This is a genomic window from Variovorax sp. M-6 (genome assembly GCF_052114385.1).
Classification (GTDB): Bacteria; Pseudomonadota; Gammaproteobacteria; order Burkholderiales; family Burkholderiaceae_C; genus Variovorax.
In genome coordinates this window covers 65876-80785 of record NZ_JBFREQ010000006.1, presented here as the reverse complement: position 1 = coordinate 80785, position 14910 = coordinate 65876, and the positions used below count along the sequence as shown (strand labels likewise).

Annotated in this window: 17 protein-coding genes and 1 tRNA gene; 7 read left to right on the top strand and 11 right to left on the bottom strand. The window is 68.7% G+C overall.

The genetic code is table 11. The features are described from left to right. Positions 1 to 9 precede the first annotated feature (9 nt). The 3 genes from AB4Z46_RS09070 to AB4Z46_RS09060 all read left to right on the top strand — a co-directional run bounded on the left by AB4Z46_RS09070 (position 10) and on the right by AB4Z46_RS09060 (position 1920). Positions 10 to 828 (top strand): thiazole synthase, encoded by an 819-nt coding sequence (locus AB4Z46_RS09070; protein WP_442283153.1) that lies wholly within the window; start codon positions 10 to 12, stop codon positions 826 to 828. A gap of 5 nt (positions 829 to 833) precedes the next feature. Beyond that, positions 834 to 1742 carry a thiamine phosphate synthase gene (locus AB4Z46_RS09065; protein ID WP_442283152.1) on the top strand — a complete coding sequence of 303 codons (909 nt, stop codon included), beginning with the start codon at positions 834 to 836 and terminating at the stop codon, positions 1740 to 1742. A 102-nt stretch (positions 1743 to 1844) separates the two neighbouring features. Beyond that, a tRNA-Asn gene (locus AB4Z46_RS09060) sits at positions 1845 to 1920 on the top strand. Between the two features lie 106 nt (positions 1921 to 2026). Here AB4Z46_RS09060 and AB4Z46_RS09055 read toward each other — a convergent pair. Next, positions 2027 to 2410: a YkvA family protein gene (locus AB4Z46_RS09055; RefSeq protein ID WP_442283151.1), complete on the bottom strand. Its 384-nt coding sequence runs from the start codon at positions 2408 to 2410 to the stop codon at positions 2027 to 2029. Between the two features lie 35 nt (positions 2411 to 2445). Next, a complete protein-coding gene (locus tag AB4Z46_RS09050) occupies positions 2446 to 3306 on the bottom strand; it encodes a protein NO VEIN domain-containing protein (protein WP_442283150.1) in 861 nt (286 codons plus the stop codon). A gap of 192 nt (positions 3307 to 3498) precedes the next feature. On the opposite strand from AB4Z46_RS09050, the gene AB4Z46_RS09045 reads away from it, so the two are divergent. Then, positions 3499 to 4023 carry a thermonuclease family protein gene (locus AB4Z46_RS09045; RefSeq protein WP_442283149.1) on the top strand — a complete coding sequence of 175 codons (525 nt, stop codon included), beginning with the start codon at positions 3499 to 3501 and terminating at the stop codon, positions 4021 to 4023. 9 nt (positions 4024 to 4032) lie between these two features. On the opposite strand, the gene AB4Z46_RS09040 is transcribed toward AB4Z46_RS09045, so the two are convergent. Then, positions 4033 to 4401 carry a hypothetical protein gene (locus tag AB4Z46_RS09040; RefSeq protein ID WP_442283148.1) on the bottom strand — a complete coding sequence of 123 codons (369 nt, stop codon included), beginning with the start codon at positions 4399 to 4401 and terminating at the stop codon, positions 4033 to 4035. A 142-nt stretch (positions 4402 to 4543) separates the two neighbouring features. Between AB4Z46_RS09040 and AB4Z46_RS09035 the strand changes: the two genes are divergently transcribed. After that, complete coding sequence (locus AB4Z46_RS09035; RefSeq protein ID WP_442283147.1) at positions 4544 to 5149, top strand: DUF2939 domain-containing protein; 606 nt, start codon at positions 4544 to 4546, stop codon at positions 5147 to 5149. 38 nt (positions 5150 to 5187) lie between these two features. On the opposite strand, the gene AB4Z46_RS09030 is transcribed toward AB4Z46_RS09035, so the two are convergent. Together AB4Z46_RS09030 and AB4Z46_RS09025 are read right to left on the bottom strand one after the other, a co-directional pair. After that, the gene (locus AB4Z46_RS09030; protein ID WP_442283146.1) at positions 5188 to 5349 is read right to left on the bottom strand and encodes a hypothetical protein; all 162 of its coding nucleotides are present in this window, start codon (positions 5347 to 5349) and stop codon (positions 5188 to 5190) included. Positions 5350 to 5485: 136 nt separating this feature from the next. Continuing rightward, on the bottom strand, positions 5486 to 5866 hold the full coding sequence (locus AB4Z46_RS09025; RefSeq protein WP_442283145.1) for an FHA domain-containing protein: 381 nt from the start codon (positions 5864 to 5866) through the stop codon (positions 5486 to 5488). A 119-nt stretch (positions 5867 to 5985) separates the two neighbouring features. Here AB4Z46_RS09025 and AB4Z46_RS09020 point away from each other — a divergent pair, with 119 nt between their 5' ends. Continuing rightward, a complete protein-coding gene (locus AB4Z46_RS09020) occupies positions 5986 to 6189 on the top strand; it encodes a hypothetical protein (protein ID WP_442283144.1) in 204 nt (67 codons plus the stop codon). A gap of 11 nt (positions 6190 to 6200) precedes the next feature. Here the strand turns inward: AB4Z46_RS09020 and AB4Z46_RS09015 are convergent, their stop codons facing one another. From AB4Z46_RS09015 to AB4Z46_RS08995, 5 genes are all read right to left on the bottom strand, one after another. Beyond that, positions 6201 to 6530 (bottom strand): hypothetical protein, encoded by a 330-nt coding sequence (locus tag AB4Z46_RS09015; protein ID WP_442283143.1) that lies wholly within the window; start codon positions 6528 to 6530, stop codon positions 6201 to 6203. Positions 6531 to 6671: 141 nt separating this feature from the next. After that, complete coding sequence (locus AB4Z46_RS09010; RefSeq protein WP_442283142.1) at positions 6672 to 8156, bottom strand: Do family serine endopeptidase; 1485 nt, start codon at positions 8154 to 8156, stop codon at positions 6672 to 6674. 199 nt (positions 8157 to 8355) lie between these two features. Continuing rightward, positions 8356 to 9660 (bottom strand): ATP-binding protein, encoded by a 1305-nt coding sequence (locus tag AB4Z46_RS09005; RefSeq protein ID WP_442283141.1) that lies wholly within the window; start codon positions 9658 to 9660, stop codon positions 8356 to 8358. 83 nt (positions 9661 to 9743) lie between these two features. Then, on the bottom strand, positions 9744 to 10403 hold the full coding sequence (locus tag AB4Z46_RS09000; RefSeq protein WP_442283140.1) for a response regulator: 660 nt from the start codon (positions 10401 to 10403) through the stop codon (positions 9744 to 9746). 41 nt (positions 10404 to 10444) lie between these two features. Continuing rightward, positions 10445 to 11215: an IclR family transcriptional regulator domain-containing protein gene (locus tag AB4Z46_RS08995; protein WP_442283139.1), complete on the bottom strand. Its 771-nt coding sequence runs from the start codon at positions 11213 to 11215 to the stop codon at positions 10445 to 10447. A gap of 122 nt (positions 11216 to 11337) precedes the next feature. Between AB4Z46_RS08995 and pobA the strand changes: the two genes are divergently transcribed. Beyond that, entirely contained in the window at positions 11338 to 12519 is a 1182-nt protein-coding gene (gene pobA, locus AB4Z46_RS08990; RefSeq protein ID WP_442283138.1) for a 4-hydroxybenzoate 3-monooxygenase, read from the top strand. Between the two features lie 13 nt (positions 12520 to 12532). Here the strand turns inward: pobA and AB4Z46_RS08985 are convergent, their stop codons facing one another. Next, on the bottom strand, positions 12533 to 14860 hold the full coding sequence (locus AB4Z46_RS08985) for a xanthine dehydrogenase family protein molybdopterin-binding subunit (RefSeq protein ID WP_442283137.1): 2328 nt from the start codon (positions 14858 to 14860) through the stop codon (positions 12533 to 12535). Positions 14861 to 14910 lie beyond the last annotated feature (50 nt).

Below are 14910 nucleotides of genomic sequence, written 5' to 3'. Positions count from 1 at the left end.
GAGAAGACCATGACCCTTGCTTCCGCCAACGACCCGCTCGTCCTCTACGGCCAGAGCTTCCAGAGCCGCCTGCTGCTGGGCACCGCGCGCTATCCATCCCCCGACGTGCTCGAGGCGGCGGTCCGGCGCGCGCAGCCCGCGATGCTCACGGCCTCGCTGCGCCGCCAGACCGCGACCCCGAACGGCGGCGGCAGCGACAACGGCTTCTGGGAACTTCTGCGCCGGCTCGGCGTTCCGGTGCTGCCCAACACAGCCGGCTGCCACAGCGTGCAGGAGGCCATCGCCACGGCCCAGATGGCGCGCGAGCTGTTCGACACGCCCTGGATCAAGCTCGAACTGATCGGCGACGACTACACGCTGCAGCCCGACACGCTGAACCTGGTCGACGCCGCATCGCAGCTGATCCGCGACGGCTTCCAGGTGTTGCCCTACTGCACCGAGGACCTGGTGCTGTGCCAGCGCCTGGTCGACGTCGGCTGCCAGGCCGTGATGCCCTGGGCCGCCCCGATCGGTACCGGCCGCGGGCCGGTCAATCCGTATGCATTGCAGGTGTTGCGCGAGCGGCTCTCGGTGCCACTGCTGGTCGATGCCGGCCTCGGCCTGCCCTCGCATGCCTGCCAGGTGATGGAGTGGGGCTACGACGGCGTGCTGCTCAACACCGCGGTGGCACTGGCGCAGGACCCGGTCGCCATGGCCGGCGCGTTTGCCGATGCGGTACAGGCCGGTCGCTGCGCGCACCACGCCGGCGCCATGGCGGCACAGGATTCGGCCCAGCCGAGCACGCCGGTGCTGGGCACGCCGTTCTGGCATCACGCATCTTCCCAATGACCCCCATGATCGACTCCCATTCCATCGCGCGCGCCATCGTTGCGGCGCAGGCGTCGCGCTTCGGCGAAGCGCCGGGCGCAACCGCATCGTTCTCCGCGGACGACGCGCTCTACCAAGGCGTGAAGCAAGCCTGCGCAACGCTGGGCTTCATCGACATCGATGCCGAGTGCCTGGCGCGCGCGTGGCGGGCGCAGACCGATCGCAGCGGCAGCTTCGATCCCCAAGCCTGGCCCGAATCGCCAGCCGATTTCGGGATGCGCGCCTTTCCGCCGACGACGCGCGGCGATGCGTTTCCGCCCTGCCCGACCCGGCTCGGCCTCTATGCGGTACTGCCCGATGCGAAGTGGGTCGCACGCATGGCGCGCGCCGGCGTGCCGACGGTGCAGTTGCGTTTCAAGTCGGACGATGCAGCGGCCATCGAGCGCGAGGTGGTCGCGGCGGTCGAGGCGGTGCGCGGCACCGGCGCCCTGCTCTTCATCAACGACCATTGGCGCAGCGCGATCGCGGCGCAGGCCTACGGCGTGCATCTCGGACAGGAAGACCTCGATGCGCTGAAGCCCGAGGAACTGAAGACGATCCGGGCCTCCGGCCTTCGCCTGGGCGTCAGCACCCACGGCTATGCCGAGATGGTGCGCGCCGATGCCGCCAGCCCGAGCTATATCGCGATGGGCGCGGTGTACCCGACCACGCTCAAGCGGATGGCCACCGCGCCGCAAGGCGTCGCACGCCTTGCCGCCTACGCGCGCCTCATGCGCGGCTATCCGCAGGTCGGTATCGGCGGCGTCGACGAGCAGCGCATGCCCGAGGTGCTCGCCACCGGCGTCGGCTCGGTGGCCGTGGTGCGTGCCTTGGTGGCCGACCCGGAACCCGAGGCAGCGGCGGCCCGGTTGATGGCGCTCTGCAACGGCACTTGAGCCCCGCGCGTCACGGCCTTCAAAAAAAAGTTGGAGAAAAATGTCGATTCGATCGGCGTCGGCCAGAGAGCCCAAAAAAGGACGCTATAATCTGAGGCTTGTTCCTCGATAGCTCAGTCGGTAGAGCGCCGGACTGTTAATCCGTAGGTCCCTGGTTCGAGCCCAGGTCGAGGAGCCACTACAAGCCGCAAGGCCTCTGGATGCCCCGCTATTCAAAAGATGGCGGGGCATTTCCTTTTGGGGCGCATGTTTGTTTGGCAATCGCCAAAATCCGGTTGGCGGTGCTATCGCAGCCAAGCCCAGAGAACGGCTCCGGCACCCAGCCAGATTCCAATGACAAGCGCGGCGCCCCAAGCGCTGCGGGGCTTCCCTTCGCCGCGGCTCATCCACTCGTCGGCCTTGATGCGACAGTCAGCGAGGATCTCTTGCGGCAGCATCCGGATCGCGAGCCAGATCAGCGCAGGCAGCAACAGGGCATCGTCGACATACCCCAACACCGGGATGAAGTCGGGGATCAGGTCGATGGGACTCAGTGCATAGGCGACGACGAAGGCCGCCAACGCCTTGGGAAGCCACGGGGTGCCCGGATGGCGACACGCGAACCAGAGGGTCACCGCGTCGCGCTTGACGCGCCGCGCCCATCGACGGATGTCGTTCAGAACCGACACCGGGAGTTCGGAACCTTGGGCGACCTCAACGCTTGCTATTCAAGCAGCGGTTCGAGGCCGGGCGCCTTGTCGACCTCGGAGGGCTTGTAGAGCTTGTGCTGCGCCGCGGGGCCGATGGCGTCCGTGACCACCGCGAGGCGCCAGGGATCCCCCCGCTTTGCGCACGCGCGCTCCTCGCCCGTGAGTTGGAAGCCAGCCATTCCAGCGGCAGTGCCCTTCACCGCGAGCTTGAGCAACGTGGCGCCCTTCTTGTCCGACACCTCGATGTCGTAGCCGAGCTTCTGGCTGGCCACGTTCTCGGTCTTGTACCCGTAGCCCGCGAAGTGACGCGTGAGGTAGTCCAGCGCGGCCGCCTGCACTTCTTCTCGGGAGGCCTGGCCCGCCGGGGGCTCGGGCGCCGCAGCCGGAACGCTGCCTCGCGCCCGTGCGGCTTGCATGTCTTCTTCGGTCGGCAGCCACCCGCGCGGGCCGCGGACCAGAACCGCGATTTTCTGATCGGGATCCCACGCGGCGACGTGCCACTCCTGGTCGTCCGGCACCCGCATCGAAACCTTGGCGGCCTTGTCGGTCTCCAGATCGGAAATGGCGACCCGGTTCGTCTGCAGCACGGCCCTCAAACCCTGGCCGGCGTCCAGCGAGCGCTTGAGCAAGTGAAGTCGGTCTTTGGCTCGCTGGATTTGCAGCGCAGTCCGCTCGCCGCCGGCCAGTCGATGTTGCGTATCGAGGGACTCTAGACAGAACCATCGCCCGCCGGCGCCGATGCTCACGAACTCCGCCCAAATGGTGGCGATGACGTTGTCGCCCGTGGCCAGCCAGGCGTGCTCGGACGCCTTCTCGCGCGCATCGAACACGCCCATCTTGGCAATGATTTCGACGGGCGTGCGCTTCTCGCCCAACAGGCGCTTTTCGTTGATGACCGCCAGTACCGCGGGGTCTACTTCTTTGTCCATTCGGAAGAATTCAGGTGTGTTGTGACCGCTTCAAGTATGCCGCGAAGCGCGGTGCACTCGTCAGCGGATTCGCCATCGGCGAGGCGAGTTTTCGTTGAAGCCTCGATCGAACGGTTGGCTCGACGCGAGAATCGTTCGATGCGACGACTTCTTGCGATTCTCCTGCTCACTCTTCCCCTTGCGATCCACGCCGCGCCACGCACTTGCCTTGTCGTGGGCGTTTCCGACGGCGACACGCTCAAGGCGCGCTGCGGCCCGGGCGGACGCCACGAGGCACTCAAGGTTCGGCTCAACGGCATCGACGCGCCCGAGAGGCGCCAGCCCTTCGGCGAGCGCGCCAAGCGGGCCATGTCCAACCTGGTCTTCATGCGGGAGGCCGAGATCGACTGCATCACCATCGATCGCTACGGACGCAGCGTCTGCAAGGTGATGGTGGCGCCAGCGTCGGCGCCGGGCGGGCCCAAGACGCTGGACGCGGGTCTCGCGATGGTCACACTCGGGATGGCCTGGTGGTACAGGGCCTATGCCATGGAACAAACGGCCCAGGAGCGCGGGCAGTACGAGTTTGCAGAGACGGAAGCCAGGGCGAAACGCGCCGGGCTCTGGCGCGATGCCGACCCGGTGCCGCCGTGGGACTGGCGCAAGGCCGGGCACGGCGGCTGAGGGCCGGACTCAGTCGCGATCGCCTCGGTCATCCCAATCGCGGCGATGGTGATGCCGATGGCGCCAACGCTCGCCCGGTTCGTAGTAGCCCTGCGCAGGCGGCCCGTAGTACACCGGCGCCGGGCGGTAGTACACCGGCGGCGGGCTGTAGTACGCAGGAGGAGCCGGCTGATAGTAGATCGGTGCCGGGCGCGAATAGACCGGTGCCGGCTCGTAATACACGGGGCCAGGCTCGGCCACACCGATCGACACACCGGGCGCGCTGACGCCGACCGACCAGTTGACCTGGGCATTGGCCGACGCGGCGGCGAAAAGTGCGCCGGCCGCCACGACACCGGCGGCGGCCCATTTGAAGAAAGAAGATCGTTCGACGTTCACGGAGATTCCCCAGATGAAGGGGGCGAAAACCGCCCCCTGTGCAGCACACAACGTGCGCCACCTCCAAAGAGCCTACGTCCGCGCGGTGAAGATGGTTGCCGAACGTGACGGCGGCAGCGAGCGCAGGCGGCAGAATCGCCGCATGAAAATACGCCATGCAGCCGCCGCCGTCCTCGTCCTGCTCCTGGCCCTCGCGGCCTACTGGTACTGGTCGCCCTTCCTGGCCGTTCGCCAGTTGCAGACGGCGGCACAGAGCGGTGACGCGGAGAGCTTCAATGCGCACGTGGACTATCCGAAGCTGCGCGAAAGCCTCAAGGGCCAGTTCTCCGCCCTGCTCGCGCAGAAGCTGGGTGCGCCCCGGGATGCGGCCAATCCGTTCGCGGCGCTGGGCAGCCTGATCGGACTCGGGCTGGTCAATCAGCTGGTGGATGCGATGGTCCGTCCTGAAACGGTCATGGCCGCGATGCAAAACGGGAGGCTGGGCAAGGCGCCTTCCGAGCCGCCCTCGGCCTCACCGCTTCCAGGCGGCGCGCCGGACCCTGCAGGCGACGCCCCGCCCGAAAAGAAGGAGAAGGCCCGCTGGGTCATCGACCGCGAGGGCGCCAATCGGATGACGGCCTACGCGGTCGATCCCGCCAGGCCCGACGAACCGAACGCCGATCGCCTGGCCTTGGTGTTCGAGCGCAGCGGCTTCGTCGACTGGAAGCTCACGGACATCCGGATGCCGGCGTCGACCTTCAAGAAGTAGTCAGCAGCGACCCATACGAAACGGGGAGCGTGGGGCTCTCAGCGCAGCGGCGTGCCGCGCATCGTGTCGACCGACTTCTTGATCTGGTGGGTCATCTGGCGCTGCAGCGGCGACGGCTCCCGATGACTGAGCACGTCGATCAGCCAGCCACCCGCAACGAGGATCGCCAATGCGCCTAGGGTCAAGACCTCTGAGTCCATGCTGTGCTCCTGCAGTCATCAAGCACGGGACTGTGCACCGGAAATGCGCACGCGGGCATCCTCCAAACGGAGGGTGTTGCCATCCGATCGGCGTGCGAGGGTGTGCCTTTCTTCCGCGTCATCGGCGCAGCGAGGTTCAGGGTTTCGCGCCGAGCCTCTGCAAGTCGATGTCTGTCAGCCGGCCCGGCACCGTCACGAGCCGGAGCGCCTCCGCAGGAGCAATCGGACCGCCCTGCGACAAGAAACGGATCTGGTAGCCGCCGATCTTGATCTCGTCGCCGTTGCCGAGCACGACCGATTCGATCCGCTCGCCATTCACATAGGTTCCGTTGTGGCTCTGCAGGTCGCGGATCGTGAGCGCAGCGCCCATGGCCTCGAACACGGCGTGAGAACGGCTCACGAGCGGGTTGTCCAGCACCAGGTCGCAGCTGTCGGCGCGACCGATGACGAAGGGGGTGTTCGTCACGTTGACCTGCCTGGCCGAGCCATTTTTCTGCAGCACGATCAGTCTCGTCATATCCATTTCCTTTGCTTGCTCTGAAGGCGGTGCCCTCTTCCGGCCTATGCCGCTTTGGGGGTGCCTTGCCTCCTTCGGAGAGATTGGCGAAGGAGCGGCAACCGCGTAACTTCAGGATCATGCAACATCCCTTCACGCTCGCCGCCAGGTTTCTGCTGCCGTTCGCGGCGGTCGGCTTCCACCGCAGGTCCCCGGCGCGCTGCATCGAGCCGACCCCGCCGCGGCTGGTGCTGCGTGGCGTCTCCCAGCGATGCACGATCCGCTCGCAAGCGGCCCGGGTGATCGCGGTCACGGCGCTGCATTTCGACGCCCGGGACCGCTGACGTCCGGCGCGCTACAAGACCGAGTGGTCGGTCGTGAACATGCACGAGTCTGGATCGTCGGAGGACATGGCAGCCGACCTGCCCAAGTCGGGCGAAGGGCTTTCCCCGATGCCCACCGGCGTCTTCGGCTTGCCGAAAGGAGCGAGGCCTTGCAGCACGCGAAGTGCCGAGGCCCCCTGGATCAGGGCTTCCGAATAGTCCGGAACCCCCTGTGTCGAACAGTCCACAGGCCGGAATCCCAGGCAATCCTCGGACTCGGCCTGGACTGCCTCCATCAGAACCCAGTGAAATTCATTGGGTTCGAGCTCAAGAACAGTCAGTGCAATGTCGCGAAGTGCCACCGGGAAACCCCTTATTCAGTTGTTGACGGATTGTTACTGTTCGTCGAATTTCATGCCAAGGCACTTTTGCACGGTGCCTTGACGATGAGACCGCGAACCGGCACTTTGTCGCACTTGAGGCCGGCTTTGCGCAGCGCGGGCTCAGCCCAGGCGCACCGGCACGAAGATCTTGTTGCCGTCGCGCTGGATCAGCAGGGCGACCGACTTGTCGGCCTTCGCCACCACCTCCCGCACCTGCTCGATGCTCTTCGCCGGCGTGCCGTTGATGGCCAGCAGCACGTCGCCGGTCTGGACCCCTGCCAGCGCCGCCGGGCCGCCGACATCCGCGATCAGCAGACCGCCGTCGACCGCGGCCTCACGCTGCTCCTGCGGCTGCAGCGGGCGCAGTGCGAGGCCGAGCTTGCCCTGGTTGGCGCCACCCTCCTCGTTCTTCGCCACGGTGGCGGACTTCTCGGCCGCGTCGCCGAGTTTGGCGGAGATTTCCTCGCGCGCGCCCTGGCGCCAGATCTCGAGCGTGATCTTGCTGCCCGGCTTCTTCTGGCCGATCAGCGCCGGCAGGTCGCCCGATGCGACGACGGATTCGCCGTCGACCTTGCGGATCACGTCGCCCGAGCGCAGGCCGGCCTGGTCGGCCGGGCCACCCTTCTCGACGTTCGACACCAGCGCGCCTTCGGGCTTGTCCAGCTTGAACGAATCGGCGAAGGCCTGGTTCACCTCCTGCACCGCGACGCCGAGGCGGGCGTGCGTGGCGCGGCCGGTGGCGACGATCTGGTCCTTGACCTGCATCGCGACCTCGATCGGGATCGCGAACGACACGCCCTGGTAGCCGCCGCTGCGGCTGTAGATCTGCGAGTTGATGCCGACCACCTCGCCGCGCGTGTTCAGCAGCGGGCCGCCCGAGTTGCCGGGGTTGATCGCGACGTCGGTCTGGATGAAGGGCACATAGCCGTCATCGGGCAGCGAGCGGCCCTTGGCGCTGACGACGCCGGCGGTCACGGTGTTCTCGAAGCCGAACGGCGAACCGATCGCGAGCACCCATTCGCCGGCCTTCAGGTCCTTGGTGTTGCCCACGGAAAGCACCGGCAGGTTCTTGGCCTCGATCTTGATCACGGCGACGTCGGTCTTGGGGTCGGAGCCCAGCACCTTGGCGCTGAATTCGCGGCGGTCGGTCAGCTTGACCGTGACTTCCTTGGCGTCCTTGACGACGTGGGCGTTGGTCAGAATGATGCCGTCGGCGCTCAGGATGAAGCCCGAGCCCTGGCCGCGCACCGGGGTCTCGCGCTGCGGCTGCTGCTGGCCACGCGGGCCCTGGCCGCCGCCGAAGCGACGGAAGAATTCGTACATCGGATCGTCCGGATCCATCTGCGGACCGCCCTGCGCGCCAGCGGTCTTGGTGCTGCCGGTGACGCTGATGTTGACCACCGCCTGGCCGTCGCGCGCGGTGATGGTGGAGAAGTCGGGCATGGTCACCACCGGAGCGGTGGTGCCGGCAACGGCAACGGCCTGCGCCGGCGGCGCGGCCACGGCACGGGCGCTGGTGTAGGCGCCAGTGCCGACGGCACCGATCACGCCGGCGGCGGCCAGCGAAAGCACGAGCGCGCGGGGCGAGGTCAAACCGGTTTTCATCAGGAATCCTTTCGAGTGTTGGAAGAGAGCACGAAAGGAATGTCGGGCCGGACCCTTAAGAAAAGCTTAAGGCTCGCCCCCAGGTTGGGCTCACTGCGTGTAGCCCGCCCACCCCCTGCCGGGGGCAACACCGGCGGCCCGGCGGAGCCGGTTCCGCGGTGTTTCACGAACGCCCGGGCTGCGCCGGCCGGGGTTTGCGTCAGGGTGGGAAACGCACTTGCACTCGCAGGCCGCCAAGGGGGGAGCGGTCGAGCGACACGGTCGCCGCGTGGAGATCGGCGATCGACTTGACGATCGCCAGGCCCAGGCCGCTGCCGGGGGCCTGGGCTTCGCCCACGCGGTAGAAACGATCGAGAACGCGCTCGCGTTCGCTCTCGGGCAATCCGGGCCCGCTGTCGTCCACGCTCAGCTCGACCCCGCGCGCGCCGGCCACGATTCCGATGTCGACGCGACCGCCGGGCGGCGTGTACTTGACCGCGTTGTCGATCAGGTTGCGCAACAACGTGCGCAGCGCTTCGGACTGGCCCTGCACAGTGGCCGGATCGGCCTGCGCGATGCCGATGTCGATGTCGCGCGCCTGGGCCGCGGCCACGGTGTCGGAAATGGCCAGGCGCGCCACCTCCGGCAGGCTGACCCGTTCCGGCTGCGCACCGGCCGCCGCGCTCGCCTCGTGGCGCGCCAGCGCCAGCATCTGCTCGACCAGCCGCGTCGCGCGGTCGATGCCGGCCGCCAGGCGGGCCACGGCAAGTTCGCGGGTCGCGTCGTCGCTCGCGCGCTGCAGGCCCTGCACCTGGAGCTTGAGCGCCGCCAGCGGGGAGCGCAGTTCGTGTGCCGCATCGGCGACGAAGTGCTTCTGCGCCTCGAAAGCCTGGCGCACCCGCACGAACAGCAGGTTCAATTCGTGCACCAGCGGGCGCACCTCCTCGGGCAGGTCGCCTTCGCTGAGCGGCGACAGGTCGTCGGCCTGCCGTGCCGCCACCTGCCGGCGCACGCGTGCCACCGGCGCCAGCGACCGGCTCACGACCCACCAGACCACCAGCATCAGCAGCGGCGCCGCCAGCACGATCGGGCCGACGGTGCGCAGCGCCAGCGTGCCCGCCATCCGGCGGCGCGCCGCCATGTCCTGCGCGACCTGGATCACCAGTGCGCCGGTCGCCAGCGAGAAGACGCGGTAGGTGGTGCCGCGCGCCTGCACGTTCGAGAAGCCGAGCACCGCGCGCTGCGGCAGCGCGGCCTGGGCCGCCGATTCGAAGATCCGGATGCCGTCCAGCGTCCAGACCTGGACGATGAATTCGAAGTTCTCCTCGCCGCCGCCAAGGCCGCCGACCGCGGAACTGGGCGGCAGCCCGGCCCGAAGCGACAGCGCCATCTGCCGCATGTGGTGGTCGAAGATGCCGTCGGCCTCCTCCAGCACCGCACGGTAGGCCACGAAGGCCTGCGTACCGGCCGCGAGCACGATCGCGGCCAGAAGGAACCACAACAGGCGCGCCCGCAGCGATTTCATGGGTCCCCAGGCTCTGCGCGGCGCGTCCTCGCTGCCCGCCGAGGGGGCGCTCGCCTGCTTGGGGCGGCCCGGCCCGGCGCTCGTCATTCCTTGGGCACCATGTAGCCCACCCCGCGCACGTTGCGGATCAGGTCGGCGCCGAGCTTCTTGCGCAGCCCGTGCACATAGACCTCGACCGCATTGCTGCTGATCTCGTCCTTCCAGCTGTAGAGCTTCTCCTCGAGCTGGGCCCGCGACAACACCATGCCGGGCCGGGCCAGCAGCGGCTCGAGCACCGCCCATTCGCGCGCCGAAAGCAGCACCGGCCGGCCGCCCACCGTGACCTCGCGCGTGGCCGGGTTGACGCTCACGCCCATGTGCTCGTAGACCGGCTCGGCCCGGCCCGAAGCGCGCCGCAGCAGTGCACGGATGCGCGCCAGCAGCTCGTCGAGGTCATAGGGCTTGAGCACGTAGTCGTCGGCGCCGGCGTCGAGCCCCTCGATGCGCTGCTGGACCGAGTCGCGCGCGGTCGCGATCAGCACCGGCATGCGCTGCTTGCGGGCGCGCAGGGCGCGCAGTACATCCAGGCCGTCGCGCCGCGGCACGCCGAGGTCGAGCAGCACCAGGTCGTACTGCTGGGTGCGCAGCGCGGTATCGGCGGCGTCGCCGTCCTTGACCCAGTCGACCGCGTACTGCTCCGCGCGCAGCAGGTCGAGCACGGCTTCGCCGATCATCACGTCGTCTTCGAGCAGCAGCAGTCGCATGGGTCAATCATCCGGGGTGGGCGGGTCCAGATGGTAGCGACTCACAGCAGCGCGCGGACCTCGCGCGCCGCTTCGAACAGCAGCGGCAGCAGGTCGCGGCGCAGCGCCTCCTCCTGGTGACGGCCGCCGGACAGCACCACATTGAGCGCCGCCACGGTGCGCCCCTGCATGTCGCGCAGCGGCACCGCCAGCGCCTGCACGCCGAGTTCGTGTTCCTCGCTGGCGAAGCAGAAATCGTCCTTGCGCGCCTGCGCAATGCGCTGTCGCAGCAGGCGCGCCTGGGTGACCGTCTGGGGCGTCAGACGCGACAGCCGGCGTGCCTTGAGCCACTGCGTGAGCTGCGCCGGGCTCAGCGCGGCCAGCAGCACCCGGCCGGTGGAGGTCGCATGGGCCGGCAGCCGGGCGCCGAGATGCAGGCCGTAGGCCAGCACGCGCGTCGGCGCGCCGTAGCTGCCGCTGCGCGCGATGATGACCACCTCCTCGCCGTCGAGCACCACGGCCGAGAACGACTCCAGCGTCTGCGCCGCGAGCCGGTTCAGGGTCGGCTGCAGCGCCCGCGGCAGCCGCGACGAGGCCAGGTAGCTGCCCGAGAAACGCAGCACCTTGGGCGCCATCCAGAAGTAGCTGCCGTCGGTCTCGAGGTAGCCCAGGTGCGCCAGCGTCAGCAGGTGGCGCCGGGCGGCCGCCCGCGTCAGGCCGGCGCGCTCGGCCGCCAGGGTGGCATTGAGCCGCTGACGCTCGGTGTCGAAGCTCTCGAGCACGGCCATGCCCTTGGCGATGCCCTCGATGAAGTCTGGTTTGGCGATGGTCATGGAACGAACTGTTGCGCGATCATCGCGCAGGTGGTTTCATGATCGCACAGAGCCGCGCATCGCGGCGCCCCGGATCGGCCTGTCCGCCCTACGCTTGCCCGAAACCGCAACAGGAGACACGCATGCGAACACAAGTCGCCATCATCGGCGCAGGCCCCGCCGGCCTTTTGCTCGGCCAGCTGCTGTACAAGGCCGGCATCGACAACGTCATCCTCGAGCGCCAGACCGGCGACTATGTGCTCGGACGCATCCGCGCCGGCGTGCTCGAGCAGATCACGATGGACCTGCTGGCGCGCGCCGGCGTCGACGCGCGGGCCAAGGCCGAGGGGCTGCCGCACGAGGGCATCGAGCTCCTGTTCAAGGGCGCCCGGCACCGCATCGACATGCACGGCCTGACGGACGGCAAGCAGGTCACGGTCTACGGCCAGACCGAGGTGACGCGCGACCTGATGGCCGCGCGCCAGGCCGAAGGGCTGACGACGATCTATGGCGCCTCCCCGGTCAGCCTGCACGACTTCGACGGCGCCCGGCCCCGCGTGCGCTACGAGAAGGACGGCGCCACGCACGAGATCGAATGCGACTTCATCGCCGGCTGCGACGGCTACCACGGGGTGAGCCGCGCCAGCGTGCCGGCCGAGGCGCTTCACACCTACGAGAAGGTCTACCCCTTCGGCTGGCTCGGCGTGCTGGCCGACGTGCCGCCGGTGTCGCACGAACTGATCTACGCCAACACCTCGCGCGGCTTTGCGCTGTGCAGCATGCGCAGCGCCGCCCGCAGCCGCTACTACGTGCAGGTGCCGACCGACGAGAAGGTCGAGAACTGGAGCGACGAGGCCTTCTGGAACGAACTGCGCCTGCGGCTCGACCCGGAAGCGCGCGAACGCCTCGTGACCGGGCCTTCGCTCGAAAAGAGCATCGCGCCGCTGCGCAGCTTCGTGGCCGAGCCGATGCGCTTCGGCAGCCTCTTCCTGGCCGGCGACGCGGCCCACATCGTGCCACCCACCGGGGCCAAGGGCCTGAACCTGGCGACCGCCGACGTCGGCTACCTGTCGCGCGCGCTGGAGATCTACTACCGCGAGAAATCGGCCTCGGCGCTCGACCGCTATTCCGACCTCTGCCTGCGCCGGGTCTGGAAGGCCGAGCGCTTCTCGTGGTGGTTCACCTCGCTGATGCACCGCTTTCCGGACACCGGCGAGTTCGGCCAGAAGATCCAGGAAGCCGAGCTCGACTACCTGGTGCACTCGCGCGCCGCCTCGACCTCGCTGGCCGAGAACTACGTCGGGCTGCCGCTCGAGGACTTCTGACCCGCAGACGACGTCAGGCCGGCTGCATCAACTGCCAGACCCGGTCCGGCGTCAGCGGCATGTCCAGATGCGGCGCCCGCCCGGCCATGCCGTTGCGCGCCAGGGCATCCGCCACTGCGTTCACCACCGCCGGCGTGGCGCCGATGGTGCCGAGCTCGCCGACGCCCTTCACGCCCAGCGGGTTGTTCTTGCACGGCGTCGACTCGTCCATCTCCATGTGGAACATCGCGCCGATGATGTCGGCGCGCGGCGCCGCGTAGTCCATCAGGCTGCCGGTCAGCGGCTGGCCGGTCTCGGCGTCGTACACCACCCGTTCGCACAACGCCTGGCCGATGCCCTGCACCGCGCCGCCCTCGAGTTGGCCGCGCACGATCAGCGGATTGACCACCCGGCCGACGTCGTTGACCGAGGCGTAGCTCAGCACGCTGATCTCGCCGGTCGGCGGGTCGAGTTCGACCTCGGTGATGTGGCAGCCGTTGGGCCAGGTCGGGCCGGAGACGGTGCTGGTCGAGTCGACGAAGATCTCCCCTTCCGGCTGCTTGCCGGCCAGCGCGAACAGGTCGATCTGCAGGTCGGTGCCCGCCACCTTGAAGACGCCGGCGGCGTAGTCGATGTCGGCGGCCGCCACCTCGAGTTCCTTGGCGGCCAGTTCGCGGCCGCGGTCGATGGTGCGCTCGGCGCCGACCCGCACCGCCGAGCCGCCGGTGAACAGCGAGCGCGACCCGGCGCTGCCGAAGCCGTCGCCACGGTCGGTGTCGCCCAGGACGATGTGCACCTGCTCGATCGGTACGCCGAAGGCATCCACCACCAGCTGTGCCAGCGTGGTCGCGATCCCCTGCCCCATCGCGTTGACCGCCGAGAACACCTCGATGATGCCGTCGGGCCGCACCGAGACCGTCACGCGCTCCTCGAACACGTTGCCGCCGGTCCATTCGAGGAAGGTGGCGATGCCGAGGCCGCGCAGCCGCCCGCTGTTCTTCGATTCAGCGGCCCGGACCTCGAAGCCCCGCCAGTCGGCCAGCGCCAGCGCCTGGTCCATCACCGATTCGAAGGCGCCGGTGTCGTAGACCTGCCTCATCGGGTTGGTGTAGGGCATCTGCTCGGGCCGGATGAAATTGCGCCGGCGCAGTTCGATCCGGTCGATGCCGGTCTGGCGCGCGGCTTCGTCCATCAGGCGCTCGATGGTGTAGATCGCCTCGGGCCGGCCGGCGCCGCGGTAGGCGCCGGTCGGCGCGGTGTGGGTCAGCACCGCCTTGAAGTGGAAATCGATGGTCTGGATGTCGTAGACGCTGGTCTGGACCCAGGGACCGATCAGGAGCTGGATCGCGACCCCGGTGCCGGTCGCGTAGGCGCCGACGTTGGCGTGGGTCCTGATGCGCAGGCCGAGGATCTTGCCGTCGGCGGCCAACGCGAGTTCGGCCCGCGCCTCGATGTCGCGGCCATGCGCGGTCGAGAGGAATTCCTCGCTGCGATCGGCCACCCACTTGACCGGCCGGCGCAGCGCCCGCGCCGCGAAGGCGACCGCGATGTCCTCGGGATAGGCACCAGTCTTCATGCCGAAACCGCCGCCCACGTCGCCCACCACCACCCGCACTTTTTCCTTCGCGAGACCGATCGCGTCGCAGACCGAGTCGCGAACGCCCGAGGGCATCTGCGTGCTCATGCGGATCGTGATCCGGTCCGAGGCGGCGTCGAAATCGGCCAGCACGCTGCGCGGCTCGATCGTGAGCGCGACCACCCGCTGGTTGACGACGTCGAGCGCCACCACATGGCTGGCCTTGGCGAAGGCCGCGGCGGTCGCCTCGGCACTGCCGTGGCGCATCTCGGCGGCGATGTTTCCGGTGGCCGGCTCCCAGACCTGGACCGCGCCCTCGGCGGTGGCGCCCTTGAGGTCGACCACCATCGGCAGCGACTCGTAGTCGACCATCACGGCTTCGGCCGCGTCGCGCGCCTGCGAAGCCGTTTCGGCGATCACGATCGCCACCGGTTCGCCCACGAAACGCACCCGGTCGAGCGCCAGCACATGGCGCGGCGGCGTCGCGCAGTCGGCGCCATCGGCGCGCTTGAAGGCCGCGGCGCCCGGCATCGGCTTGACGCCGGCCCGGGCCAGATCCGCGCCCGTGAAAACGCCCACCACGCCGGGCATGGCGGCGGCGGCCGCGGTGTCGACCGACGCCAGCCGGGCGTGCGGATACGGGGAACGCACGAAGCACAGCCAGGTCTGGTCCGGCAGGGTGAAGTCGTCGGTGTAACGGCCGGCGCCGGCCAGCAGCTTCTCGTCTTCCAGCCGCCTGACGGCCTGGCCGCTGCCGAAACGCATGGGATTCGTGTCAGTAGTCACCGGGGTTCCTTTGTCTTGATCATTTCTTGGCAAGCGCGACAACGACTATA